This is a genomic window from Bacteroidota bacterium, assembly GCA_016195025.1.
Classification (GTDB): Bacteria; Bacteroidota; Bacteroidia; order Palsa-948; family Palsa-948; genus Palsa-948.
In genome coordinates, this window is sequence record JACQAL010000064.1 from 1 (window position 1) to 25,937 (window position 25,937).

General features: G+C 42.3%; 21 protein-coding genes. 3 read left to right on the forward strand and 18 right to left on the reverse strand.

The genetic code is table 11. The features are described from left to right. Positions 1 to 144 precede the first annotated feature (144 nt). On the reverse strand, positions 145 to 2,139 hold the full coding sequence (locus HY063_12725; GenBank protein MBI3502647.1) for an OmpA family protein: 1,995 nt from the start codon (positions 2,137 to 2,139) through the stop codon (positions 145 to 147). A 391-nt stretch (positions 2,140 to 2,530) separates the two neighbouring features. Here HY063_12725 and HY063_12730 point away from each other — a divergent pair, with 391 nt between their 5' ends. Both HY063_12730 and HY063_12735 read left to right on the forward strand, forming a co-directional pair. After that, complete coding sequence (locus HY063_12730; GenBank protein ID MBI3502648.1) at positions 2,531 to 2,929, forward strand: hypothetical protein; 399 nt, start codon at positions 2,531 to 2,533, stop codon at positions 2,927 to 2,929. Positions 2,930 to 3,413: 484 nt separating this feature from the next. Beyond that, a complete protein-coding gene (locus HY063_12735) occupies positions 3,414 to 3,668 on the forward strand; it encodes a T9SS type A sorting domain-containing protein (GenBank protein MBI3502649.1) in 255 nt (84 codons plus the stop codon). Positions 3,669 to 3,706: 38 nt separating this feature from the next. Here the strand turns inward: HY063_12735 and HY063_12740 are convergent, their stop codons facing one another. From HY063_12740 to ftsZ, 5 genes are all read right to left on the reverse strand, one after another. Then, positions 3,707 to 5,830 (reverse strand): caspase family protein, encoded by a 2,124-nt coding sequence (locus tag HY063_12740; protein MBI3502650.1) that lies wholly within the window; start codon positions 5,828 to 5,830, stop codon positions 3,707 to 3,709. A gap of 153 nt (positions 5,831 to 5,983) precedes the next feature. Beyond that, positions 5,984 to 6,802 carry a hypothetical protein gene (locus HY063_12745; protein MBI3502651.1) on the reverse strand — a complete coding sequence of 273 codons (819 nt, stop codon included), beginning with the start codon at positions 6,800 to 6,802 and terminating at the stop codon, positions 5,984 to 5,986. A 75-nt stretch (positions 6,803 to 6,877) separates the two neighbouring features. Next, positions 6,878 to 7,342 (reverse strand): hypothetical protein, encoded by a 465-nt coding sequence (locus HY063_12750; protein MBI3502652.1) that lies wholly within the window; start codon positions 7,340 to 7,342, stop codon positions 6,878 to 6,880. 32 nt (positions 7,343 to 7,374) lie between these two features. Further along, complete coding sequence (locus HY063_12755) at positions 7,375 to 8,178, reverse strand: hypothetical protein (GenBank protein ID MBI3502653.1); 804 nt, start codon at positions 8,176 to 8,178, stop codon at positions 7,375 to 7,377. A gap of 344 nt (positions 8,179 to 8,522) precedes the next feature. After that, entirely contained in the window at positions 8,523 to 10,484 is a 1,962-nt protein-coding gene (gene ftsZ, locus HY063_12760) for a cell division protein FtsZ (GenBank protein MBI3502654.1), read from the reverse strand. A gap of 305 nt (positions 10,485 to 10,789) precedes the next feature. Between ftsZ and HY063_12765 the strand changes: the two genes are divergently transcribed. Continuing rightward, entirely contained in the window at positions 10,790 to 11,413 is a 624-nt protein-coding gene (locus HY063_12765) for a hypothetical protein (protein ID MBI3502655.1), read from the forward strand. A gap of 109 nt (positions 11,414 to 11,522) precedes the next feature. Here HY063_12765 and ftsA read toward each other — a convergent pair whose 3' ends face one another. From ftsA to rsmH, 12 genes are all read right to left on the reverse strand, one after another. Next, the gene (gene ftsA, locus HY063_12770) at positions 11,523 to 12,809 is read right to left on the reverse strand and encodes a cell division protein FtsA (protein ID MBI3502656.1); all 1,287 of its coding nucleotides are present in this window, start codon (positions 12,807 to 12,809) and stop codon (positions 11,523 to 11,525) included. 111 nt (positions 12,810 to 12,920) lie between these two features. Beyond that, positions 12,921 to 13,742: a hypothetical protein gene (locus tag HY063_12775; protein ID MBI3502657.1), complete on the reverse strand. Its 822-nt coding sequence runs from the start codon at positions 13,740 to 13,742 to the stop codon at positions 12,921 to 12,923. Between the two features lie 108 nt (positions 13,743 to 13,850). Then, positions 13,851 to 15,266 (reverse strand): UDP-N-acetylmuramate--L-alanine ligase, encoded by a 1,416-nt coding sequence (locus HY063_12780; protein ID MBI3502658.1) that lies wholly within the window; start codon positions 15,264 to 15,266, stop codon positions 13,851 to 13,853. Between the two features lie 37 nt (positions 15,267 to 15,303). After that, positions 15,304 to 16,413 carry an undecaprenyldiphospho-muramoylpentapeptide beta-N-acetylglucosaminyltransferase gene (murG, locus tag HY063_12785; protein MBI3502659.1) on the reverse strand — a complete coding sequence of 370 codons (1,110 nt, stop codon included), beginning with the start codon at positions 16,411 to 16,413 and terminating at the stop codon, positions 15,304 to 15,306. Positions 16,414 to 16,415: 2 nt separating this feature from the next. Next, on the reverse strand, positions 16,416 to 17,600 hold the full coding sequence (locus HY063_12790) for an FtsW/RodA/SpoVE family cell cycle protein (protein MBI3502660.1): 1,185 nt from the start codon (positions 17,598 to 17,600) through the stop codon (positions 16,416 to 16,418). Between the two features lie 90 nt (positions 17,601 to 17,690). Further along, a complete protein-coding gene (murD, locus tag HY063_12795) occupies positions 17,691 to 19,028 on the reverse strand; it encodes a UDP-N-acetylmuramoyl-L-alanine--D-glutamate ligase (protein MBI3502661.1) in 1,338 nt (445 codons plus the stop codon). Positions 19,029 to 19,030: 2 nt separating this feature from the next. After that, positions 19,031 to 20,284, reverse strand: coding sequence for a phospho-N-acetylmuramoyl-pentapeptide-transferase (locus tag HY063_12800; GenBank protein MBI3502662.1), 1,254 nt, complete (start codon positions 20,282 to 20,284; stop codon positions 19,031 to 19,033). A 35-nt stretch (positions 20,285 to 20,319) separates the two neighbouring features. After that, positions 20,320 to 21,789 (reverse strand): UDP-N-acetylmuramoyl-L-alanyl-D-glutamate--2,6-diaminopimelate ligase, encoded by a 1,470-nt coding sequence (locus tag HY063_12805; protein MBI3502663.1) that lies wholly within the window; start codon positions 21,787 to 21,789, stop codon positions 20,320 to 20,322. Continuing rightward, positions 21,790 to 23,928: a transpeptidase family protein gene (locus tag HY063_12810; protein MBI3502664.1), complete on the reverse strand. Its 2,139-nt coding sequence runs from the start codon at positions 23,926 to 23,928 to the stop codon at positions 21,790 to 21,792. Positions 23,929 to 23,969: 41 nt separating this feature from the next. Beyond that, positions 23,970 to 24,368, reverse strand: a complete 399-nt coding sequence (locus tag HY063_12815; protein ID MBI3502665.1) for a four helix bundle protein — start codon at positions 24,366 to 24,368, stop codon at positions 23,970 to 23,972. Continuing rightward, the gene (locus HY063_12820) at positions 24,368 to 24,808 is read right to left on the reverse strand and encodes a hypothetical protein (GenBank protein ID MBI3502666.1); all 441 of its coding nucleotides are present in this window, start codon (positions 24,806 to 24,808) and stop codon (positions 24,368 to 24,370) included. Before HY063_12820 ends, HY063_12815 begins: the two co-directional genes overlap by 1 nt. Before the next feature lie 116 nt (positions 24,809 to 24,924). Continuing rightward, positions 24,925 to 25,824 carry a 16S rRNA (cytosine(1402)-N(4))-methyltransferase RsmH gene (rsmH, locus tag HY063_12825; protein ID MBI3502667.1) on the reverse strand — a complete coding sequence of 300 codons (900 nt, stop codon included), beginning with the start codon at positions 25,822 to 25,824 and terminating at the stop codon, positions 24,925 to 24,927. Positions 25,825 to 25,937: the final 113 nt, after the last annotated feature.

Genomic DNA, 25,937 nt, shown 5'->3' on the forward strand with positions numbered 1-25,937 from the left:
ATAGGGAGAGAAGCGGGCGCGCAGAGCGCGCCCGCTCCCAATCCTCCCAGATGTTGTGCTGTCATTCCGAACGAAGTGAGGAATCTCATTAAAAAAAGAATATTTATAGTTTTATACAGGGCTTAAGCAAAACTCACGTTAATACTACTTGCTCTTAATTTCAAACTCCGTTCTTCGGTTTAACTGCCTTCCTTCATCCGTATCGTTGGTGGCGATTGGTTTGGTTTTTCCATAACCCTTTGCCGTGAGGCGGTTTTTGCCAATGCCTTTTTGAATCAGGTAATCCACTACCGACTGCGCTCTTGCCTGCGAAAGTTTCATGTTGTAATCATCGGCTCCTTTGCTGTCGGTGTGGCCGGAAATCTCAATCTTCATACTGGGAATATCGTTGAGCAGTTTTACCAATCGTTCCAATTCCCCGGTGGACTCGGAGCGAAGCGTGGCTTTGTCAAAGTCGTAGAAAATATTTTTCAAAACAATTTTACTTCCAACGGAAATACTTTTCATCGGCACATCTTTTACATATTCCTTGTAAACGAATGTTTCGGGAATGTCGAAATTCTCGGAGTGAAACAAGTATCCTTCTTTCTTCACCGCGATGCCGTAATTCTTTCCACCGGGAAGCGACACTAAATATTTTCCGGTGGCGCTGTTTGATTTAAAAATGGCGATGGTCTCATCGCGTGTGTTGTCCATCAGTTCAATGTCGGCTTCTAAGGGCTGTTTGGTCATTTCATCATAGATGGTTCCTTTGAGAATGCACGCAACTGCGCTGCGCACCGTAGTATCGCCCTTGAAAGTGATTCTGTAAATATCTTTTTCCCCGTATCCATCGGGTTTGAAAGAAGAATAATAACCGTGCTCACCGCTGGCGGAAAGAACAAAATTAATGTCATTGTCAGGCGTGTTAATGGGGTAGCCGATGTTTTCGGGTATGCTCCATTTCTTTTTGCCCTTATCCCACACCGATTTAAAAACATCATACCCGCCCATGGAAGTATGCCCTTCGCTGCTGAAGTAAAGTGTTTTTCCATCGGGGTGAATGAAAATGCTTTGCTCATCGTAAGGAGTGTTGATGGTGGGTCCCAAATTTTCGGCTTCTCCCCATTGTTTCGTTTTGTCGTTCCAGGTTGTTTTATAAATATCGTGATTGCCAAAGCCGCCCGCTTTATCGCTGGCAAAATAAAATGTGTTTCCGTCAGCAGATAAACTTGCTGCATTTTCATGGTACTTTGTGTTGATGGAGGAACTCATTTTATAGGGTTTGCCCCACTCGTTTCCTTTCAAATCGCACTCATAAATATTTCCGCTTCCGTTATTCATGTCGTCCAGATAGATGAAAAGTTTTTGCCCGTCAGCCGAAAGCGCCAGCGAGGCATCATGCCGGTTGGCTGAATTAATGGGCGCGCCCATGTTTTTTGCTTCCGTCCATTTTACTTGCCCCTTGTCCCCTGTCCCCTGTCCTGCATTTGTTGAAATATAAATGTCTTCGAAATACATTTGGTCAAACATGTCAATTCCTCCGCCCGTGGTATTTTCTCTGCGCGAGGTGAACATGAGCACCGATTCATCGGCTGAAATCACTGCGCCATAATCGGGATTGGGCGAATTAATTTCTTTCCCCACATTTTCAATAATTACTTTCGCGGGTTTCTTCACCAATTCTTTTCCGTTACGGCATTCGGTAATTTTTTTGTCTATATCGGCAAGGGCGTTTTTATCATCGGGCTTTGTTTGTTCTTTGGCGGTTTGATATTCTTTCATCGCCTTGTCCCAATCCATATTGAAGTGGTAAGCGCGCCCAAGATAATAATGCAGGTTTTCACCCACTGTGGGATTTAGTTTATACGCGCGTTCCAAATAAGCAGTTGCTTTTTGTTTAAACTCAGAATAAAGATAGCAAACACCGATTCTGTAATTCAAGAACACATTGTTCGGGTTGAAAGCATTTGCTTTCAGGTAAAGCGGCAGCGCATACCTGTACATCTGATGCCCTTGGTCAAAATAGTTATCCGCTTCACTTATGTTTTTTTTCGCTTCTTTCAATCCCGCTTTGTCATTGGGAAAATCTTCTTTGGTAAATTCAATGTTCTGCGCGGTTACTACTTGCGAATTAACTACAAATATTACCAATAACAAATTCTTACAAATGAATTGTAACATTCGTAACTGATTAGTAATTGGTAACCCGATGAGTTGTTTCATATTATTTTCTTCCCAGAACGCAAGATTAACAAAAATTCTGAGGTGAGATAGAGAAATAAGGATATAAGGTTACTTGTCGCTAAGCATCTCCTTCACCAGCGCGGGGTAATTATGATTTTCGGATAGTGTCTCAGTTTGTATTTCTTCGTGTGGTTTTCTTAGTGACTTCGTGTCTTAGTGGCAAAAATAAAGAAAAGCAGAGCCACGAAGGCACTAAGACACAAAGGTTCACTAAACAAATTTCAAAATGAGACACTACCGATTTTCGGAAACCTGACTATCTTTGTATAAAAAACTTTACATTTGTACTTTGCTATAAATTTTTATGAAACAAAAATTCCTTCCTCCTCTTTTTCTTTTTTCGTGTTTCTTGCTTTTTGTCACACTGAGCGTAGTCGAAGTATCCTGCCGAAAAGCCGGTCCCGGGGGAAAAGCCGTTATTAAAGGAACGGTAACGCATAGCACCAAGCCCGTTCCCGGCACGGTGGTGTACATCAAATACAACACGCAGAGTTTTCCGGGCGCAAACATTAACAACTACGATGCAAGCACCGTTGCCGATGCCAGCGCCATTTATGAATTTGACAACCTGCGCAGGGGCGATTATTATTTATTCGGGGTGGGCTTTGACAGCACTGCCGTGAAAACCGTTTCGGGCGGAACGGGCACCAGCATCTCAAGCAAAGATGAAACCATTCAGGTGGATTTGCAGGTGAACCCCTGAATACCCGCTTTTCCGTTATACTGAAACAAATCGGCTTTCCGAAATGTTGAAGTCCAAAGTTCCAAATTCCAAGTCCCAAATTCCAAGAAAACAGCCGTTGTTGTTGGCTGTTTATTGGGGCTTGAAACTTGGGACTTGATGCTTGGGACTTTCTCATTTTTCGGAAACCTGACTGCCGATGGTATAGTTGGGCGGTTGTAGTTAACGTCTGCTTTAATGCTCTTAAAGGAGGATTCAATACTACGAGCGTCTGCTTTAATGCTCTTAAAGGAGGATTCAATACTACGAGCGTCTGCTTCAATACTCTTAAAGGAGGATTCAATACTACGAGCGTCTGCTTTAATGCTCTTAAAGGAGGATTCAATACTGCGAGCGTTTGCTTTAATGCTCTTAAAGGAGGATTCAATACTACGAGCGTCTGCTTTAATACTCTTAAAGGAGGATTCAATACTGCGAGCATCTGCTTTAATACTCTTAAAGGAGAATTCAATACTGCGAACGGAGCATTAAAGGGTTTATACCGAATCCATCCCTTAACGGCAAGTTTATAGTTTCAGGTTTACGGTCTGGAGTTTCCGGTTTGGAAATATTTAATGTGTTTGGAGAGCGAGTGTATTCAACCATTCAACCATCTAACCATTCAACCATTGATTTATCAAATCAACCGCCCGGCATTTATTTTCTGCGCATCGGCACCAGCGAAGGAATCATTTCAAAGAAACTCGTGGTGGTGAAGTGATATTCGCATATGCGCATTCGTCAACGCTATTCGCATATTCACTTCTTCATAAAAATAAACTGCCCTCCTTCATCGCCTGTGCCTTTAATGGGATTGAAGGCGGGGGTTTGGTCAGAGTTGTTTTTCACCGGCACTTTTATTTTGGCAAACAACTGGCTGGCGTCTAAAAATTTCTTTTCATTTGCTTCGAGCGCCTGCAGCAGGTAATAGCAGAAAACAGAATGCCCGCCTTTGCCGTTATCCATCACCGGCTCAATGCCGCCACTGGTAATTGCCTGCCGGCTTTTGAGCGAGTTGGCAGTGCTGTAATATTTATCTGATTCTTCAAAGGTAATGGTGGTGGTGTTTCCGCGGAAAATATCTCCGCTGAAGCAGGCATCGGAAATCAGCAGCGTGTGCGAGGCGAGGATTCCGCCCATGAACGTTTGAATATCAGAATTGGAAATGAAGTTGGAAGTGGAAGAAGAAGCGGCATCCTGCGGAACCCAGTAGCCCTTGTTCAGCTGCGGCTTGAAATCACCGTGGCCGGAATAATAAATGAGCACGTTATCGTTCGATGAAACATTATCCACCAGCCATTCGAGTTCGCGGATGATGTTGGTGCGCGTGGCTTTTTCATTGTAAAGCGTGCGCACATGGTCGAACTTATATTTATTCTTGAGCGCGGTTTCCACTCCAAGCGCATCCTTCACAGCGGTTTTCAGCGCGGGCCAGGTGCCGGTGTAATTGTCAATGCCAATCACCAGCAGATAATATTCCGAAAGATGCACCGACTTTGCTTTTGAAACGTTCAAGCCCTTCAGCGGGTCTCCGCTTCCGCGGTAGCGCGGAACGGTGTCTTCCATGTGCGCGGCAAAAGATAAATCCTTATTCTCGTACAGCAGATTCTTTGCAACTTCTTTTTTTATTTCATCGGGTGAGCGCGAATCGCCTTTGCTTGTTTTCTCGGCAACATACTTTTCCATTGACTGGTCGTAGTTATCCGAAACTTTCATGGCGAGAAAATCGGTGTTGTCAGCTTCGGCAGAAGCCGCCCATCCGCCAATGAGCCAGTTGCCTCCGCCCAGCGGAATAATTTGTTCTGCCGCATCCCATGCGCGCGTGCCGAGATAGCGCTCATACAGTATGTTTCCTTTCCTGTCGAGCCGCATGAGAAATATTTTTTCTTTGCCGTTGCCAATGGTGTTTGTCCATCCGGCAATAATGCATCCGTTATCGGCAGTGGCAACCATGGAAGTCGGCTGCTCGGTTCGGCTTCCGCCATAATTGTTGTCCCACTCGGCTTCGCCTTTTGCATTCAGTTTCAGCACGCGGATGTCTTCTTCTCCGTTGGTTTTTGAACGGGTGACAGCGGCAACCAGAATTCTTCCATCGGGTGTAACAGTTACTGCGCGCGCAAAGTCATATACTTCTCCGCCAAAAATTTTTTCCCACTCCACGTTCCCGCGCTTGTCCACCTTCGCCACGTGAATGCGCTTGTTGGGACCAATATCTTTTTTACTCCAGCCGGCAACAATGAAACTTTCATCGGTGTATTGCGCCAGCGCGTTTCCTTCGTCATCGTAATAGCGGATTCCGAAAGGCGTTTCCCATATTTTTCCTCCCTTCTTGTTTATGCGCAGCAAAGAAGTTTCCATGTCCTGGTCGCCTTTGTTCATGCGCACGCCTGTAATGGCATAGCCATCGGGCAATGCAATCATTGCTTTGGCGGCATCCCATTCGCTTCCACCAAAGGTAACTTCCCACAACACCTTGCCGGTTTTATCGAGGGAAAAAACCCACCAGTACTGCAAGCCGTCCTGCATATTCGTGGTGAAGCCGGCAAAAACATAATTGCCATCGGGCGAGAGCGCTGCGCAGTTCACTCCATCCTCGCCTTCTTTGCCCATTACTTTCTCCCATTCTTTTTCTCCGTTCGCATTCATTTTAATAATGAGCGCGTCTTTGGTTCCGGCAGCAGATGACTTTGTCCAACCGCCAATAATGAATCCTCCATCGGGCGTGGCAAGAATGGTTTTTCCCTGGTCTTCGTAATCAGTGCCGAAAGTTTTTTCCAAAACAACGGAGTGAGTGGATTGCGCCTTACATCCCCCTGCACCCCCTTCAAGAAGGGGAAGAAAAGCAGAGAGGAATAAAAAGGAAAGAGAAGAAATAATTTTCATGGTAAAAATAATTTTTCAAATGTAATTAAAAAGAACTCATCTACTAATGTACGAATGAGTACTAATGTACTAATGTACTAATGAAAAATACAATTCCTCACGATGGCTGTTATTAGTACATTAGTACAGATTGGTAAATTAGTAGATAATAATTTACTTCTTCACATTAAAAATATACCGGTCAAATCCGGTGGTGTCAGCATCAATCACGTACACGAGTTTAATTGCCATGTAGCCGCTGTCGGGGTTGGAATTGGAAAGGCGCGTGAGAATTATATCGCCCTGTGTAATGTTGGTCATGAAACTTTTTTTCACACCGGCTGCATACGATTGCTTGAGCGAAGCGTAGGTGGCGTTGGGATAATCAAAATCATTGAAGCGCACAAACTTTAATCCCGCAGGCGAAACCCATTTTCGGCTCATCAGGTAAGTGCCGTTGGAATCATTCACGGTGGAATCCTTTATGTGCTGGTCGGCAATGGCGGCAGTGGAAGAATAAAGCGGAAGGCATTTGGAAAGATCATACGCATTGGGCTTGCCGGTGATGGAGGAATACATTTCGTTGCCCGAAGTTTCTTTGGGAACATCTCCGCTGGCTACCACATCGCTGATGGTTCTTCCCATTTGCGTTTCGTTTCCGTCAGCATCGCTCAGAATAAATTGGAGTTGAATGTTGGTGGTCTGAGAGTAAGAAGGCGCCTGGTAATCAAACGTCATGGCAAATTTTTTGCTGCTGAGCGAAGTGTCGAGCAGCGTAACATAATTCTGCAAAGGAATTTTTGAGCGGATGATGAAACGGCTGAGCGCTGCAGCATCGGAAGAACCGTTAATGGAAAAACTGGTTACCTGCAGCGGCTTTAAACTTATCACTAATGCCTGCGGATAAATAAAAAGAAGGGCTGGAGAGTTTTTATCTTTCTTGCAGGAAGCGAAGCAGAGAAAAATTCCGAGGATAAAAAAAAATCGTTTCATTGTTCGTGCGGATTAAAACACGAGGCATGATGTTCTTTCAAACTCATGCCCCGCATTTTTCTTCCTACAAAACTATTATTTCTCCTTTATCTTGTATACTTTTACTTTCAACGTTTTTTTCACATTGCTTCCCAGAAACATCTGCTCCTTTTCTGTAACCAAACTAACCGGCATTACAAAATCAGCATCCTGATGTTTTACCATGGCAGCATACAATGCGCGGAGCAACGTAAAATCATACTTGGTAAATCCAATGGCGGAATGCCCGTATAAGTTTACAATGTTAATGTTGCGCAGCGTGGTTTCTTTTCCGTTGATTTCATTATAGAAAGTAAAAAAGCCAAGGTATCTTTTATAAGACACCGAGACCTCTTCCGTACCAAGATACTGGTAATCGTCCATGGTCACATTCAATCGCACATCGCTGGGCATGAAAGAGGCAGAACGCGCAGAGCGGGTTGTCCTCAATCCCACACAGGATGAAAAAAGAACTGTGCACAGAACTACGGAAGTTATTATTAGTGTTTTTATATTTTGCATAATTGAATTCTATTATGGATGAATGTTAAAATTTATTTTGCAAAGTAATAACTGATGGTTAATCGTATTACCGATTTCATCTCATAACTGTTTGATTTCAGTTTGGAATAATGAACACTCAGCGGGTCATTCTTATACGTATAATAGGTTTGGCTGGTATTTACTCCGGCAGCAGTGATGTCATCTTTGTTTTTGTATTTTTCACCGCGGTATCCAATGCCCGATACTCCCATTTCGAGTCCGAGGGCGAGCGGAAGGTCAGCAATGAATGCCTGCACTCCTACAAATCCTTCAATACCATATGCCAAACTCATTTTGTTCATTTGATGATGGTAATGGTCGTTGGTTGCATTTACATAATCTACATTGTACGATTCTGTTTCGCGGAGAAATCCGATGGGAAGAGATACCGCTACGTACGCATCCAGAATGTTTGAATTAAGAAAATGTTTTTCCATGCCGGGATAAAGAAGAAACTCCGAACTCATGCTTGAACTGTCTCTTCGTGAAATTCCCAGGGGAGTTAATGAAGTATCGGTTTCTCCCGCTCTTGTTGTTGATTTTTTGTTAATCTTCACACCAATTCTCCACACCTTTGAATCACTTGCATAATACTTGAGCGCAAGCAGCGGCAGGGTGTTTTTTGTGGAATCTCCTTTGAAGATTGCTTTCAAATCGCCCATGCTTCCGCCTACCATGAAGCCGAGGTTGCCGGCAACGGGGCGCGTGCCGATTTTAAATTTGCCCGGGTTGTTCTGCCTGTCAGATAACTGGGCAAACGAAACAACCGCAGATGCCATGAACAATGCGATGAGTGTAATTTTTGTCAATTTCATAATTGTTGGTTTTGGTTTATTTGTTGAACTAAGAGAAAGCACGAAGAAATTTTTCTTCGGAGAGCAACCTTCTCTTTTTTATTTGGAAACAATTCTACTCAGTTTTTCAATGCGGGAACAGAGTTTGCAGTTTTTTTATTAACGTAATTATTAACAAAACAAATTTTCTCTCCTGAAATAATTTATCCCGAAAAAAGAAAATGGTCTGATTGCTCAGACCATTTACCCTTTTCAACTAAAACACGTATGCGAATAGCGTTAACGAATACGCACATACGAATCGCGGAGATTTTTCTTCGGCTGTTCTTGCCTGCTGCCTATTGTTTACTGCCGACTTGTATTTTTCAATCCGGCTTATCGTGCAAAAAAGAATTATCGGGGCGCAAACTCGGAGTTTTATTTGTGCCGTCTTTATTATTTTCCGTTCCCAGCGTGAGCCGCGATATTTCCGATTCGGAAGAATGGGGCGTGTCGGTGAGCATAATATTTTTTCTTTTATAGGCAGGTTCATTCTCCAGTTCTGCAAGCCCGCCCGGTGTCTTCACTTTGAAACTTAATTCGCGCAACTTCTGAATTTTTTCCTGCGCCCTGCGTTTTTGTTCTTCATCTGAAATGGGCGGCTGGGAATTGAGTTGCACTTCTCCAATCTTTGTCACCTTTGATTCATCTGCTTTTGAATCCACCGGCAAAACGGTTTTCTCAATAGCAACGTTGGAGCGCTTCACTTCCATGTTCACTGCCGGAACTTCCACTTTTGGTTCTTCTTTTTGCCCCCCGCCCTGAAGGGTGTTGTTGTCCTTGTCTTCTCCCTTTAGGGAAGGGGCGTCTTTTGCGGTCAAATCAAACTCAATGCTCTTCTCCTCTTCTTTGATTATCTCAAACACAGGTGGCGTTTCTTCTTCTTCAATTTTTATTTCATCTTCAGGAACCTCTGTGATGGCTGGCGCTTCTTCGGCAAAAGGAATTTCTAATTCTTCTTCAACGGCAGGTTCGATTTTTGTTTCTTCTTCTTCATCCGCAACAATCTCAGGAAGAATTTCTGCTTTCGGCTCTTCCTTTTCTTCCGTGTGAAAAATTTCCACTCCGTACGATTCTTCTTTCACCGGAGGAAGTTTCACTTCAATATTCAGCGGCTCAATTTTTTCTTCTTCTTTCTTCTTCAGAAAAATTTCTCCTGCCTCTTCCTCCTCTTCTTTTACATCTTCCTTAAAAGTATTTTTTGGCTCCATTACTTCGCTCTTCAGCATCGGCTCTGTGATTTTTGTAACATCCGCTTTTTTTACTTCTGCCGGTTTCGCTTCATGGAGGTTGAGCAGTTGAACTTCGGGCAGAATTTCATCCGTATTTTTCCGTTCGAAGCCGCTTGCAATAATGGTAACGCTCACTTTTTCTCCCAGCGTATCATTCGTTCCGTAGCCCTTAATCATTTCGGCAGTTTGCCCTGCCGCTTCCTGCACGTAGTCGGTGATTTCGGCAAGTTCATCCATGGTGAGTTCATCTTTGCCGCTTCCACAGGTGATGCTCACCAGCACATAGCGCGCACCGCGAATGTCATTGTCATTTAATAAAGGAGAGTTGAGCGCCTGCGTAACTGCTTTGAGCGAGCGCCCTTCGCCTGTTGCCATGGCAGAACCCATGATGGCAACCCCGCTGTTCTCCATCACCCTGCGCACATCGTTGAAGTCAACATTAATGGTGAGCGCCACGTTGATGAGTTCGGCAATGCATTTTGCCGCAGAGCACAACACATTATCGGCATGAGCGAACGCTTCGCCCACTTTCAGGTTATGATATATTTCGCGAATCTTGTCATTTAATATCACGAGCACCGCATCGGAATATTTTTTCAGTTCAGCCAACCCTTCTTCCGCCTGCCTTTTGCGAAGTTTTCCTTCCCACGAAAACGGAAGCGTGCAAATGGATACGGTAAGAATTCCCATCTCGCGCGCAAGTTTTGCAATCACCGGAGCAGCGCCTGTTCCTGTTCCTCCGCCCATTCCTGCAGTGATGAAAAGCATTTTTGTTTTTGAAAGCGCGTTGCGGATTTCGTCAATGTTTTCGAGCGCGGCTTTCATTCCCATTTCGGGAAGCGAGCCGGCACCGAGCCCTTCGGTGAGCGTTGCACCGAGTTGAATTTTCAGCGGCACCGGACTTGAATCAAGAACTTGCCGGTCGGTGTTGCACACAATGAAATCAACGTCTTTGATTCCCTGTTTGAACATGTGGTTAACGGCATTGCTTCCTCCGCCTCCCACTCCTATCACTTTAATGATGGATGATTTTTCTTTCGGTAAGTCGAATTGCATAAGTATGGATTAAATGATTGCCGTAAAATTAACGAGAGAAGTTTTTGAAAACAACTTCTGCAACCGAACTTATGCACGTGTAATTGTGAATTACTATCTGCAAACGAAATCAGGTTTCAGAATATTCAGGAAGAATGGAATGATGGAAGATTGGCTGCTCCCCATCCTTCCATTATTCCAATATTCCAACCTTCCAAATAATTTTCGGATTCCTGATTGCCTTTGGTATAAATGTTTTTAAATGTTAATATATGTTTTGGGGCACGTTATTACAATATTTTTTTTGTTTATTCGTTAGCGAGCCAATGAAAAAATATTTTCCTTTCATTGTTATACTATTTTTTTCTTGCGCCAAAGATGTTGCTATTCCAAAAGGAAAAGATTTTGGAGGAACGGTGATGCCTGTTGTACCGTTTGTTCCTTTGACTGCAGGCAGCTTTTGGATTTATGATTATTATCATCTTGACACAAACAAAATAGAAACTTATATTAATCGTGACACAATTAGAATAATAAAGGACTCAATCATTAACGGAAAAACATACGCAGTATTCCATGGGAGTTGTGAATACAAATGCAGTAATTGCATGACATTAAGAAGAGATTCATCTGGTTATTTAGTCAATGAAAAAGGGTTCGTTTATTTTTCAGCAACAAACTTCGCTGATACTTTAGAAAACTTATCGGATTCCACCGGATTATTTTTCTTTAAAATGACACATAAAGACTCGGCAATCTCAGTTCCTGCTGGTGCATTTCAGACATATGATTATGAAAGAATATTACATTATTATTGGGATTCGCGTCCACCACAGCATTGCCACTATTTTTATGCAAATGGTGTTGGAATTGTCAAAAGTCAATGGAAGTATTATAATTCTTCGAATTATTGGTTAGCAAAACTCGTCAACTATTACATTGCTCCTTAAAAAACATTTCATAGGTAAACAAGTGTTCGCATGAGTGATTGAAGTGGAAATTATTCGATGTGACAAAAATCTTTCTGTGCGATTGCTTCGCTCCGCTCGCAATGACGAACTACTGCTGAAACTCCTCATCGCCTTCTTCGAAAAGTTTTTTCACCTTCGGAAAAAGAGAATCGAAGAAACTGCCGCGTGATTTTTTGGAGTGAGTGGTGACGGCTTCCTTTTTGGGCGTACGCATTTTTTCCGTTTCAAGTTCTTCGTAGCCCTTCAGCACAAGTCCAACGCCTGTAGAGAACATCGGGCTTGTTACGTCTTCGTTGCTCTTTGCCAGATGCTCGTTCGGATAGCCGATGCGCGTGTCCATGCCGGTTACATATTCCACCAGTTGCTTGATGTGCTTTAACTGCCCGCCTCCGCCCGTAACCACAATTCCTGCTATGAGTTTTTTCTCGAAGCCGGAATTTTTTATTTCGAACTGCACGAGTTCGAGAATTTCTTTCATGCGCGCTTCAATGATTTCGGCAAGATTGCGCGTGGAAATTTCTTTGGGAGTTCTTCCTTTCAGTCCGGGAATAACAACAATTTCATTATCCTGGTTTTCTTTTGCCAGCGCAGAGCCGAATTTTATTTTCAACTCTTCCGCATGCCGCTGAATAATGGAGCATCCTTCCTTTATATCATCGGTGATAACATTTCCTCCGAAAGGAATTACGGCAGTATGGCGAATCACGTTGTCATAAAAAATTGCAATGTCGGTTGTGCCTCCGCCAATATCCACCAGCGCAACGCCTGCTTCTTTTTCTTCATCGCTCAGCACCGCGGAAGCAGAAGCAATGGGTTCGAGAATTAAATCTTCCACAACCAGTCCTGCTTTCTCCGCGCACTTCTTGATGTTTTTCGCGGCAGCCATTTGCCCGGTGATGATGTGAAAGTTTGCTTCAAGCCGCACGCCTTCGTGCCCGATTGGATTTTTTATTCCTGTCTCGCTGTCAATCGTGTATTCCTGCGGAAGCACGTGAATGATTTCTTCTCCCGGCAACATCACGAGTTTATACATGCTTTCGATGAGCGTGTCCACATCTGCCTGCGTAATCGGATTGTCGAGATTATCGCGCATGCGGGAGCCGTTATGCTTGATGCTTTTGATATGCTGCCCGGCAATTCCCACGTGCACGCGCTTGATTTCAACGTTGGATTTTTTTTCTGCTTCGTCCACAGCAGCACGGATTGACTTCACTGTTTCCTCAATGTTGGAAACCACTCCCCTTCTCACACCAAGCGATGGCGCTCTTCCCACTCCGAGAATTTCAATTTTGCCGTGTTCATTTTTCACGCCAACCAGGCAGGCGATTTTTGTGGTGCCGATGTCGAGTCCTACGATTAAATCTGAGTTGAGCATATTCTTTATTTTAATTTTTATGGCGCGCTGTCATTCCGAACGAACATGAGGAATCTCCTGAAACATATTGCATGTCTTGAAGCGATTTCTCGCTTTGCTCGAAATGACAATTCATTTTTTGTATTTTGCTTTTGTACAAACAACCTGATTTTGAAATTTCAAATTGAGCGTATCGTAATTTTCCCATCCTGTATAATTCAGCCCTTCTTTATAAAAAGTTTTAAGTTTCCAAAACTTTTCTTCCATCTGCTCTGCAGTTCCAAAAATAATTTTATGGTCGCCCACTTTAGGAACCAACTCAATCTCGCCATGGTTGTTTACATAAATCTGTTCAACATGCGCTGACCAGAATCCATCCGCCAAGATAAACCGTGTGAGCGCATAAAAATCATCAAGTATGGTGTGAGTTTTCAGCGTGTCATTGTTAATTATTTCGTCCATGCTTGTGTTCTTCCACGTTGAAAAACTTTCAGAAATATTTCCGGTTGCAATTAAAACTCTCGGGGTAAAATCCGGAGACCAGAGCATAAGTTTTCCATTTGCATCCATGTAAAAACTTTCTCCGTCTTTATTTATGATACGGAGAATGGGCTGGCGCTGTTCGATTTCAACATCCACCACTCCGTTGATGGAAAGATAAACATCCGCGCGCGATACCCATGGATTTGTATAGATGAGTCGCTCGAGATAATTCACGTCAATATTTTTCAGTGGTGTATTTTCTACTTGCCCGAATCGCTCTGCAATTAATTTACGGATATCATCTTCCTCTACGAAATAGTTTTCTTTCACTGGGTCTCGCGCGATGGAGATATTTAATTTACTGCAAAGAGTTTCGTTCTCCTTCTTCTGAACAAAAGCAAAGACAGTTCCCAATCCTGCTATCAACAGAACCCAAAAGGTGATTCGTATTATTTTCTTAAATAGTTCCATAAAAAGGTGACAACATGCAAATACCGCGAACAAATGCGAACACTGCGAATGTTGGTATTTCATTCGCGGTGTTCGCATCGATTCGCATCGTTCGCATTAGTTTAACTTTTAGTTCTTTTTTATTCTAGTTAACAATTCATTCTTGATTGGTTCCACCAGCGTATCAATATCTCCTGCACCCAGCGTAATCAATACTTCGATTTCTCTTTCTTTAATTTCTTTTACTAATTCCTTTTTCGAAACAAGTTTTTTATTCTTCGTTCTTATTTTATCCAACAGCATCTCAGATGTAACACCTTCAATTGGTTTTTCGCGTGCGGGATAAATGTCGAGCAGGATTAATTCGTCCAGCAATTCTAAACTCCTCGCGAATTCATTTGCAAAATCTCTTGTGCGCGTGAACAAATGCGGTTGAAATACTCCCATAATTTTTTTCTGCGGATACATTTCTTTCACTGCTAAAATGCATGCGCGCAGTTCTTCAGGATGATGTGCGTAATCATCTATGTAAATAAGTTCCTTCGTTTTTATATGATATTCAAATCTGCGTTTTACTCCTTTGAATGTTGCCATTGCGTTCTTGATATTGCCGGTGAAAATATTCATGCGCTGCGCCACCGCCACTGAAACGATTGCATTTTCCACATTATGCTTACCGGGAATTCCCAAGACAACTCCACGAATCGCCTGCTCAGGCGTTACTGCATCAAAAATATATTCTCCTTTCTTGATTGCAATTTTTCTTGCATAATAATCCGATGAATGCTGGAGAGAATACGTAACCTTGTTTTCATTCTTCTCCACTCCAAGAACTTTGTCCACTCCTTTTTTCACGATGAGCAATCCTCCTTCTTTCACCTGCGAAGCAAACTGCGCGTACGACTTTTCCATTTCTTTTTTGTCTCCGTAAATATCGAGATGATCAGCGTCCACCGAAGTGATGACAGCAATATCAGGACGAAGCGTGAGGAACGAACGGTCGTATTCATCCGCCTCGACAATAACAATCGGTTTTATTTTTGATTTTTTCTTTTTTAGTTTTTCGCTCAACAAAAGATTGGTTCCATAATTCTGCGTGATGCCTCCGAGAAATGCTGTGCAATCCACTTCCGAAGATTTCAGAATGTGCGCGATGAGTGATGAAGTGGTGGTTTTCCCATGCGTGCCTGCCACTGCAATGGTGAATGCCTGCTCGGTGATCGCGCCCAGCACTTCCGACCTCTTCCTTATTATATACTCGTTCTTCTGGAAATATTTTAATTCGGAATGCTCTTTGGGAACTGCGGGAGTCAGCACAATGAGAACTTCGGATTTCGAATTTCGGATTTCGGATTTAACAGCGTCAACATTATCGTCAAAATGAACTTCAATTCCTTCGGCAACTAATTCATCCGTAAGCGGGGTTTTTGTTTTATCATAACCGCTTACTGATTTTCCCATAGCGTTGAAGTAACGGGCGAGCGCACTCATGCCAATCCCGCCAATGCCTAGGAAGTAAACGTATTTTATGTTATCAAAGTTCATGTATACGAATAGCGTTAACGAATACACACATACGAATTTATTTTTTTGTTAATTGCATTACTTCTTTTGCTATCACCTCTGCCGCATTTGGAAAAGCCAGTCTGGAAATATTTTCACTCAACGTTTTTTTTCTCGTTTCGTTATTCATCAATGAAATAATTTCATTGCCAAGTTTTTCTCTCGCTTCAGAATCTTTTACAAGTATTGCTCCTTCGTGCTTCACCAATGCCATTGCGTTCTTTGTTTGATGGTCTTCAGCCACATTAGGAGAGGGAACGAGAACGCATGGCTTCTTTACAATCGCAAGTTCAGAAAGGGCGATTGCTCCTGCGCGTGATACAACTATATCAGCACATGCATAAGCCAAATCCATTTTAGAAAGAAAAGCATACACGCGAACGCCATTATCTTCACCGGGCAATTGAGAAGTTACTTCAGTTGCATATTTTATATATGACTGACCGGTTTGCCAGATGATTTGAATATTATTTTTTATAAGTAAATCCATGCAAGCCGCAACGCTCTGATTAATTGTACGCGCGCCTAAACTTCCGCCAACAAACAAAACAGTTTTTTTCAGCGAGCTCAATGAAAATTCCTTAAGCGCTTTTTCTTTTTTCCCTTCCAGAGAAAGAATATCGTGACGAACAGGGTTTCCTGTAACAATAATTTTTTCTTTCGGAAAATATTTTTCCATTCCGTCATACGCTACACAAATTTTATTTACCCTGCCTCCAAGAAGTTTGTTTGTAATTCCGGGAAAAGAATTCTGTTCCTGGATCAACGTAGGAATTTTCATTCCGGAAGCAGTTCTCAGAAGAGGACCGCTTGCAAATCCTCCCGTGCCGACTACCACATCGGGCTTGAACCTTCTTATTATTTTCTTCGACTTCATTATACTCGATATCACTTTAAACGGAAACGACAAATTATCTATCGTTAGTCTTCGCTGCAGCCCGCTTATCCACAGTCCTTCTATTTTATATCCTGCCGAAGGAACTTTTTCCATTTCCATTCTACCTTCTGCTCCGACAAAAAGTATTTCCGCCTTCTTATCAATTTTTTTTAGCGCATTCGCAATAGCAATGGCGGGAAAAATATGTCCGCCTGTTCCGCCACCACTGATAATTACTTTCACATTATATATTTCTATGCTGTCGCAACAGCAATATCTTCTTCGTCTTGTTCTTCTTTCGGTTTAACAATTTTTTCTTTTTCAAGTTCCCTGCTTGCGCTTAGCACCATTCCGATCGCAATGCTCGTAAACCAAATCGAAGTTCCTCCCATACTCACGAGCGGAAGCGGTTGCCCCGTTACCGGAACTAAGTTCACCGCCACTGCCATATTTATCATCGCCTGGAAAACTAAAATGAACGCACATCCTACAGCAAGCATGCTCGGAAAAATTTTCTGGCACTTCGTGGCAATACGCACTGCCCGGTGCAATAAAACGAGATAAAGAAATATCACAAAGATTCCCATCCACAAACCGTATTCTTCAATTATGATTGCATAAATGAAATCGGAATATGGATGAGGCAAAAAATTTCTCTGCGTGCTTTTGCCGGGGCCTTTTCCCAAAATTCCTCCTGTGGCAATTGCAATTTTGGATTGCTCCACCTGGTAATTCACTTCGCTTTTTCCATTTGCGAAATTTTCAATCCTCGCTTTCCATGTTGCTCCGCGGTGAATTGCATTGGGAAAATTCCAAATCAAAATTCCGAGCAGAGCAACTGCAACAATTCCGATTCCAATAACAGATAAAATATATTTGAAATTTATTCTCCCGATGAACATTAAGATGAGACAAGTAGTGAAAAGCATTGCTGATGTAGAAAAATTTGCCGGCATAATCAGAACGCAAACCGTTACAACCGGAACAATAATCGGAAGGAATGCACTCCTGAAATCTTTTATTTCATTTTGCTTTATAGAAAGTGTGCGCGCAACATACATTATCAATGCAATCTTCGCGAAGTCGGACGTCTGAAACGTTAAATCGATCACGGGTATCCTCAGCCATCGGCTTGCTTCATTAATGTTCGAACCTGAAACAAGCGTGAACAGCAAAAGAGGAACTGCAACTATTATTCCAATGATTGCGATGCGGGAATAAAATCCACTTCTCAATTTATGTGTGAAGTACATCAACACTAATCCGAAACAAATAATCATTGAATGTTTCAGCAGATAATATTCCGTGTCACCTGCTTTGTATTTATACGCGAGCGTGACAATCGAACTATAAACCGTGAGAATGGACAGAATGGACAGCAACACCACAACCGCCCAGATTGTTTTGTCTCCGTTTATTTTTTTTAGAAAGTTTTTCATACTCTTTCTTTATTATTCATTGTCATTCCGAGCATAGCGAGGAATCTCATAGGAGATTTCTCCCTTTGGTCGAAATGACACATTCTATTTTTACAACGACTTTACCGCCTGCTTAAATTTTCTTCCTCTGTCTTCGTAATCGCGGAACAAATCAAAACTTTTGCAAGCCGGAGAAAGTAAAACTGTGTCTCCCTTCGTTGCAAGTTTTGACGATACGCGAACTGCTTCATCCGCAGATTTTGTTTCCACAATCACATCCACCATATTTTTAAATGCGCGGATAATTTTTTTGTTGTCTGCTCCGAGGCAAACAATCGCTTTCACTTTCTGCTTCACTAATTCCTGAAGCATTTTGTAATCGTTGCCGTGCTCCTCTCCTCCGACAATCCAAACGGTTGGATGCTGCATGCTTTCCAAAGCATACCAAGTGGAATTCACGTTGGTTGCTTTCGAATCGTTGATGTATTCAACTCCGTGCACACGCGAAACATATTCAAGGCGGTGCTCGATATTTTGAAAATCGGAAAGTGATTCACGAATTTCGTTTTTGCGCACATCAACAAGGCGTGTTGCGATTCCCGCAGCCATTGAGTTGTACTGGTTGTGTTTTCCCTGCAGTGCTAGTTGTTCTACGAACATAGTTAGTGGTGTTTGATTGTTTATATTGATTTTTATTTTTCTGTTTTCTATATATGCGCCACGTTTTATTTTTTTCTTTATCGAGAAAGGAAACAGGCGCGCATTAAACTTTCTCTTTTTAATTTCTTTTGCAATCACTTTGTCATCGGCACAAAAAATGAAGGCGTCTTCCTTTGTTTGATTCTGTGCGATGCGGAACTTCGAGTTGATGTAGTTCTGAAATTTGTATCCGTAACTGTCGAGGTGGTCGGGAGTGATGTTGGTGAGAATCGCAATGTTGATTCTCGTTTTGAACATTCCGTCCAACTGAAAACTGCTCAACTCCAAAACGTAGTAGTCGTAATTTCCCTCGGCCACCAGCATTGCAAGACTTTTTCCCACGTTTCCTCCCATCGTCACTTTGTATCCTGCTTTTTTCAGGATGTGATAAGTGAGAGAAGTTGTAGTTGTCTTGCCGTTCGTTCCCGTTATCCCGATGAGTGTTGCATTCGTATATCGTGATGCAAACTCGATTTCAGAAATGATTGAGATTTTTTTTTTTCTCAATGCTTTTATCATTTCCGCTTTCTCAGGAATGCCGGGACTTTTTACTACTTCGTCCGCATTCAGAATCAGGGAAGCCGTGTGCTTTCCTTCTTCGTACCTGATGCCATGATGTGAAAGAACTTTCTTGTATTCTGCTTTTATCTTTCCTTTATCCGAAACAAAAACATCCAATCCTTTTTTCTTCGCCAGTACTGCCGTTCCTGTTCCGCTTTCGCCTGCTCCAAGCACTACCAATCTTTTCATCTCTATCTCAGTTTCAGTGTTACAATCGTCATTATCGCGAGCATGATTCCCACAATCCAGAAGCGCGAAACAATTTTTGATTCGTGCATTCCGAGTTTCTGATAGTGATGGTGAAGCGGAGACATTTTGAAAATCCTTCTTCCTTCCCCGTATTTTTTCTTCGTGTATTTGAAATACGCGACTTGAATCACCACCGATAAATTTTCTATGAGAAATATTCCGCAGAGAATGGGAATGAGCAATTCTTTTCTTACTGCGATGGCGAATACTGCGATGATTCCTCCAAGCGCGAGACTTCCTGTGTCACCCATAAAAACCTGTGCGGGATACGCGTTGTACCAGAGGAAACCCACGCATGCACCGATAAGCGCGCTCGCGAACACCACGAGTTCACCCGTGTGCGGGATGTACATGATGTCGAGATAATTTGCGAAAATGATATTGCCTGATACATACGCGAAAACCGCGAGTGTGATTCCGATAATGGCGGAAGTTCCTGTAGCAAGCCCGTCAATTCCGTCAGTGATGTTTGCACCGTTTGAAACTGCGGTGACAATAATTATTACAGCAAGAATGTAAATGATCCATGTGTAGTCGCGCATTTTTTCTCCGAACAGCGCCATGATGGATGAATAGTTGAACTCATTATTTTTTATGAACGGAATGGTTGTATTCGGAAGTTTTCGCTCGAGCATGTAATGCGTTCTTCCTTCTGTATCTGTAATAGTTTCTACTTTGCTTTGGTCAACTTTTGAAATAACATCCGGAGTGATTTCAACTTTTGTCTGTATATCGGGATGGAAATAGAATGTCGCCCCGACAATTAATCCCAAACCAATTTGTCCGACTATTTTGAATTTTCCCGCGAGTCCTTTTTTATCTTTCTTGAAAACTTTTATGTAATCATCGAGGAAACCGATTAAGCCCAGCCAACCCGTTGCAACAAGCATCAGGATGACATAGATGTTGTGAAGTTTCGCGAAGAGAAGTGTGGGGATTACAATTGCAGAGAGAATGATGAGCCCGCCCATAGTTGGTGTGCCGTGCTTTTCTTTTTCTCCTGCTAATCCTAAATCACGGATTGTTTCTCCGACTTGTTTTCTGTGAAGGAGATTGATGATTCTTTTTCCGAAAGCCAGAGAAATAATGAGCGAAGTAATTACCGCCATCGCAGAGCGGAAAGAAATATACTGGAACAGTCCTGCGCCCGGCAAGTGATAATGTTCTTTCAGATATGTAAATAAATAGTACAGCATGCCTACCGCTACTGCCGTCCGCTTCTTTTTATTTTTTAACTGTTCATCATTTCTAAATTTTCCTGCAACACTTTCACATCATCAAACTCATGCTTCACTCCTTTTATCTCTTGATATTTTTCGTGTCCTTTTCCTGCGACAAGAATTATATCTCCTGCGCTCGCGAGTGAACACGCGGTTTTTATTGCTTCTCTTCTATCGGTTATTGACAAAACTTTTTTCTGGTGAACACGCTCTACTCCTTTCTGCATTTGTCGGATGATTTCATCAGGATCTTCACTTCTTGGATTATCGGAAGTGAGAATCACTTTATCGCTTTCTTCGCAAGCGATGCGCGCCATCACCGGGCGCTTGAGCGCGTCACGATCGCCACCGCAACCAACTACAGTAATGATTGCTTCTTCGTTCGTGCGGATTTCGCGAATGGTTTTCAAAACATTTAGGAGTGCGTCAGGTGTATGCGCGTAATCCACAATGCCGACAATTCCGCTATGAGATTTTATCTGCTGGAATCTTCCGTCAACAGAACTCAGCGCGCTGAGAGCAGTAAGTACTTTTAATTTTTCCTGGCAAAGAAGTGTTGCTGTTGCATAAACTGCGAGAAGATTTGACGCATTGAAGTTTCCGATGAGTTTGGTCCACATTTCAGAACCGTCAATGTTTAAAAGCATTCCCGCAAACTGGCTTTCCATTATTTTGCATTTGAAATCAGCGGAAGATTTCAGCGCGAAAGTTTTTTTCTGCGCGCTTGTATTCTGAAGCATGACCAAACCATTCTGGTCATCTTTGTTCACGAGAGCGAATGCTTCATTATCCAATCCATCAAAGAATTTTTTCTTTGCTTTGAGATATTCTTCAAATGTTTTATGATAGTCGAGGTGGTCATGCGTTATGTTTGTGAAAACTCCTCCTATGAATTTTAATCCTAAAATTCTTTTCTGCGCCACCGCGTGCGAACTCACTTCCATGAAACAGTACTGGCAGCCTGCATCCACCATCTGCTTCATAAGTTTGTTCAGTTGAATGGAATCAGGTGTAGTGTGTGTAGCAGGAAATTCTTCCTTGCCGATTTTGTAAACCACTGTCGAAATCAAACCAGAATTAAATCCGAGTGATAGAAAAAGATTGTGAAGAAGTGTTGCGGTAGTAGTTTTTCCGTTCGTACCGGTAATTCCAACAAGTTTTAATTTTTCAGAAGGATTATCATAAAAGTTTGAAGCGATAATTCCTAATGCGGATTCACTGTCGCTTACCTTTATATATGTAATAGTCGGGAGTTGGGAGCCAGAAGTTGGGAGTTCTTCGCAAACAATTGCCGTTGCTCCTGAAGAAATGGCCTGCGCAATAAATTTGTGGCCATCACTTTGTGTGCCCTTTACTGCTATGAAAAGTGATTTCTTCTCAACTTTTCTGGAATCGAAAGCAATTGAAGAAATATCAATATCAGTCGAACCAACGACTTCAACAAGCCCTGCTTTATACAATATGTCTTTTAACAATTTCATTTATGATAATTCCAAAATGAGTTCTGTTCCTTTAGAAAATTTCTGTCCTGTCTTCAGTGATTGTTTTTTAATTGTTCCGCTTCCGACAATTTTTACTCTCAAGCCAGCATTTTCCAATACGTAGAGTGCGTCCTTCAATCCCATCCCAGTTACATTCGGCATTACATTATTGGTAAGCGAGAGATTGATGTTGTTGTCCACCGCAACCACAGAAGAATCTTTCAGCATAACCACATTCACATATTCCGCAGAAGAAGAATTTACATTCGCGGAAAGATTTAAATCACTGACTACAGTTTGAATATCTTTTCGCGAACCGCCTTTTATCGCTGGAGTTTTTGTATCGGCAACTTGAGTTTCTTTTACTTCGCTGTGGATGTCAAGAAGCGTGGAATAAACTTTATCAGAAATTTCTCTGAAGATGGGACCTGCAACCGCATTCGCATAATAAATTCCGTTGGAAGGAGCATTCACCACTACGATGCAAGAATATTTTGGATTGTCCGCAGGAAAATATCCAACGAAAGATGCCTGGTAAGTTTGAGTGTAGTTTCCTTTTTTATTTCCGTAACCGCCACCGCCTTTCGCAATCTGTGCAGTTCCTGTTTTGCCCGCAATTTTGTAATCTGCATTTTTTAAATTGGTCGCTGTTCCTTCGAGAACAACTCCTTCCATCATCTCTTTTGCTTTCTGAATGGTGGAAGCAGATGCAATGTGCGGATGAATTACTTCAGGAGAAAATGCTTTGAGTGCTTTGCCTTGCCTGCGCACTTCACGAACAAAACGCGGCTTCATCATCACGCCATCGTTTGCAACTGCATTGTAAAAAGTTAAAATCTGAAGTGGAGTTAATCGCAACTCATAGCCGAAAGCCATCCACGGAAGAGAATATGCCGACCATCTTTTATCTTTTGTAGATTTTATATCCGGACTTCCTGTTCCTTGTATATCCAGTTCAGGATTCAGATTGATTCCCATTTTATTCAGGCGATCAATAAACTGCTGAGGATTTTTTCCGTAGTATTTATTAATAAGTTTTGCGGTGCCTACATTGGATGAATGCTCAAAAACTTCCTTGACAGAAAGTTTTCTAAGTCCAATTTGATGCGCGTCTTTTACCTGCTGATCGAGAAATTGCCAGATTCCATTTCCAGTATTGATCGTATCGCTCAAACCAAAATATCCGTCTTCCATTCCCGCCATCAGAGAAACTAATTTGAAAGTGGAACCAGGTTCCGTACTTTGCGCTATGGCATAATTGAAATTCTCCGAGTAAGTCGCAGTGTCAATCTTTGAAAGATTAGCAATAGCGCGTATCTCTCCGGTTTTTACTTCCATCAACACAACACATCCCCAGCCCGCCTGATTTTTTTTCAGTTGCTGATAGAGAGCGTTTTCAGCAACGTCCTGGATATTTACATCGAGCGTGGAAACAATATCACAACCGTCCTGCGGTTCAACTTCGTTCTCATCGTTCACAGGCATTTCAACTCCTCCGGCAATTTTTCTCACGAGACGCTTTCCTCCAATTCCGGTCAACTGTGGATTAAATGAACCTTCAAGTCCGATCGGCTTGGCATTCTCTCTGCAATTTCCAATCGTGCGTGAAGCAAGAAGTTTGAAAGGAAGTTCGCGCAAACCTTTCTGCGTATAGATCAATCCGCCTTTGTATCTGCCTTTTCTGAAGAGCGGGAAAGTTTTTAACTGCTGAAGTTCTTTGTATGAAATATTTTCGCGAAGCATGTAATATCTGTCTCCGGAATTTTTCGCGCTGATGAGAAGATGTTTGAACTGCGGTTTTGTTTTGTCGGGAAAAATATTCGAGAGGCAAAGTGAAAGCGAATCCAAATTATCTTCAAACACATCATCGGTGATTGCGTCCGCGCTCATATCCACAGCCACATCATAATAAGGAAGAGAAGTTGCAAGCAACTGCCCGTTCACATCGAAAATATTTCCACGCATTGCTTCGATGTTGGCGAAATGAAGCGTGAGTTCATTCTGGCGCTCTTTCCAATACTGCCCTTCACCAATCTGAATTTTCACTACGCGCGCAATGATGAAACAGGCAATGAGGAAAATAAAAATGTACACTAAGTAAATTCTCCAGAGTATGTCTTTTCTGATGTCTAGTGCCATAACTTTAAATACAAGTAGGCAGAAGCAGGAGGCAGAGGCGCTCAAATCCCTTTCGGCAAAAACTTTTCAGGATTATCCGCCATGCTTCCCAGCATTCTTCCTACTTTTTCGTATTGTTGATTTAGATTTGTTTTTATTTCTTCATTTATATATTGACAGTCCTTTGAAAATTTCAACCACTCAATTGTTTCGGTGCATTCTTCATCTGCGTCAGTCATCTTGCTTGAAAAATGTTTGGGATATTTTCTTCTTCGGTATCCTGAAGCAATGTTTACAGATACTGAGCGAGAAGACCTTCTTATCTGGTCAGTCAAAGAATATTTTTCTTCTTTCGGAAAAGTTTTTGTGATTTCGAAAATCTCCATTGCCAATCTGTAAGCCATTTGATAAACTGTCAGCCCTGTGTATCCTTTATCTGATATTTCTTTTTTGTCCTGCATTATTCTTGTTTTGTATTTGACTGCCCACCGCCACTGCCTCCCGCTTCTTTTCTAATCTTGACTACTATTTTCTTCGGTGGCACAGTAGATTCTTTTAATCCAAGAGGTAAAGAAGCCCTCGCCACTTCGCTCTGGTTGCTCATGAACATGAGTTCAGATTTCGTAGTGATGTATTCCGATTTGAGTTCTTTGAGTTCGGTGTTGATCCGGCTGATTTCCCGAACGGATTTTTCAGCGAGGTATCCGTTGGCGATATAACCAAGTCCGATAAGAGTTAAAAAGAGGATGAAAGGAAGTTGATGGATTACTGTATCTTTTGAAAGAAAATTTCCGCTGAAAATGTTTAGAAAAGAGCGGGCGATTTTGCTGGGCTTTTTCGATGAAGCCTTTGAAGTCTTTTCAACTTTGGGTTCTTCTTGCGGTTCCTTAAACTTATTCATACAAGATTTAAAATCACATTGTCAATTCTTTATTTCTTCTCCGCTATTCTGAGTTTTGCACTTCTTGCCCTGTCGTATGCGAATAGCGTTAACGAATGCGCACATACGAATGCCTTTCATTTCTTTTCAGCAATTCGCAACTTTGCGCTTCTCGCTCTGCTATTTTGTTGTATCTCTTTTTCGCTCGGTACGATTGGTTTTTTATTTATCGGATTGAATGGCGATTGAACATTTCCGTAGATGTCTTTCACCAATTCGCCTTCAAAATTTCCCGACCTGAAAAAATCTTTTACCAATCTGTCTTCAAGCGAGTGATAAGAGATAACTGCCATCCTTCCTCCTGTTTTCAAAACATCTTTGCTTTGCTCCAACAATTCTTTCAGCGCGCTCAGTTCATCATTCACTTCAATCCGCAGTGCCTGAAAAACTTTCGCGTAGAACTGATTTTCTTTTCCTCTCTCCGCGCAGTTTGCAATCGCATTCTTCAAATCATTTACGGTTCTTATGCTGTTTCGGTTTGCAACAATTTTTTTCGCGACTTGACTTGCGTTTCTCAGTTCACCATACTCTCTGAAAATCTTTTTCAGGTTTTCTTCGGAGTACGTTCGGATGATTTCACTTGCTGTCGTTCCGTTTTGCTTTCCCATTCTCATGTCGAGGGAAGAATCAAAGCGCGTGGAGAATCCTCTTTCGGCAGAATCAAACTGGTGCGAGGAAACCCCAAGGTCAGCAAGCAATCCGTCAATCTCAGTCACGTTGTGCGCGAGGAGAGAACTTTTTAACTCGGAGAAATTTTTCCGGATGAGCGTGAAGCGTTTATCATCAATCGCATTCTTCACAGCGTCTTCGTCCACATCAAACGCAAACAACCTTCCAGTCGTTAAGTGTTTGAAAATTTCCCGCGAGTGTCCTCCTCCTCCAAACGTTGCATCCACATAAATTCCGTTTGGTCGGATGTGCAGGGCTTCAATACAAGAATTCAAAAGAACAGGAGTGTGATAGGCACCTTCCTTCATTCGCATCATTGTTTTTCTTTCTTATTACCCATCACCTTCTCAGCGAGAGAAGCCATGTCAACTGATTTATCTGAAATCATTTTGTTAAATTCTGAGAGCGACCAGATTTCAAT

Excerpts from the sequence above, each read along its gene's own strand:
- HY063_12730 (MBI3502648.1), top strand. The coding sequence starts at position 2,531 with ATGAAACAAAAATTCCTTCCTCCTCTTTTTCTTTTTTCGTGTTTCTTG.
- HY063_12740 (MBI3502650.1), bottom strand. The coding sequence starts at position 5,830 with ATGAAAATTATTTCTTCTCTTTCCTTTTTATTCCTCTCTGCTTTTCTT.
- HY063_12745 (MBI3502651.1), bottom strand. The coding sequence starts at position 6,802 with ATGAAACGATTTTTTTTTATCCTCGGAATTTTTCTCTGCTTCGCTTCC.
- HY063_12750 (MBI3502652.1), bottom strand. The coding sequence starts at position 7,342 with ATGCAAAATATAAAAACACTAATAATAACTTCCGTAGTTCTGTGCACA.
- HY063_12755 (MBI3502653.1), bottom strand. The coding sequence starts at position 8,178 with ATGAAATTGACAAAAATTACACTCATCGCATTGTTCATGGCATCTGCG.
- ftsZ (MBI3502654.1), bottom strand. The coding sequence starts at position 10,484 with ATGCAATTCGACTTACCGAAAGAAAAATCATCCATCATTAAAGTGATA.
- HY063_12765 (MBI3502655.1), top strand. The coding sequence starts at position 10,790 with ATGAAAAAATATTTTCCTTTCATTGTTATACTATTTTTTTCTTGCGCC.
- ftsA (MBI3502656.1), bottom strand. The coding sequence starts at position 12,809 with ATGCTCAACTCAGATTTAATCGTAGGACTCGACATCGGCACCACAAAA.
- HY063_12775 (MBI3502657.1), bottom strand. The coding sequence starts at position 13,742 with ATGGAACTATTTAAGAAAATAATACGAATCACCTTTTGGGTTCTGTTG.
- HY063_12780 (MBI3502658.1), bottom strand. The coding sequence starts at position 15,266 with ATGAACTTTGATAACATAAAATACGTTTACTTCCTAGGCATTGGCGGG.
- HY063_12790 (MBI3502660.1), bottom strand. The coding sequence starts at position 17,600 with ATGAAAAACTTTCTAAAAAAAATAAACGGAGACAAAACAATCTGGGCG.
- murD (MBI3502661.1), bottom strand. The coding sequence starts at position 19,028 with ATGAAAAGATTGGTAGTGCTTGGAGCAGGCGAAAGCGGAACAGGAACG.
- HY063_12800 (MBI3502662.1), bottom strand. The coding sequence starts at position 20,284 with ATGCTGTACTATTTATTTACATATCTGAAAGAACATTATCACTTGCCG.
- HY063_12805 (MBI3502663.1), bottom strand. The coding sequence starts at position 21,789 with ATGAAATTGTTAAAAGACATATTGTATAAAGCAGGGCTTGTTGAAGTC.
- HY063_12810 (MBI3502664.1), bottom strand. The coding sequence starts at position 23,928 with ATGGCACTAGACATCAGAAAAGACATACTCTGGAGAATTTACTTAGTG.
- HY063_12815 (MBI3502665.1), bottom strand. The coding sequence starts at position 24,368 with ATGCAGGACAAAAAAGAAATATCAGATAAAGGATACACAGGGCTGACA.
- HY063_12820 (MBI3502666.1), bottom strand. The coding sequence starts at position 24,808 with ATGAATAAGTTTAAGGAACCGCAAGAAGAACCCAAAGTTGAAAAGACT.
- rsmH (MBI3502667.1), bottom strand. The coding sequence starts at position 25,824 with ATGAAGGAAGGTGCCTATCACACTCCTGTTCTTTTGAATTCTTGTATT.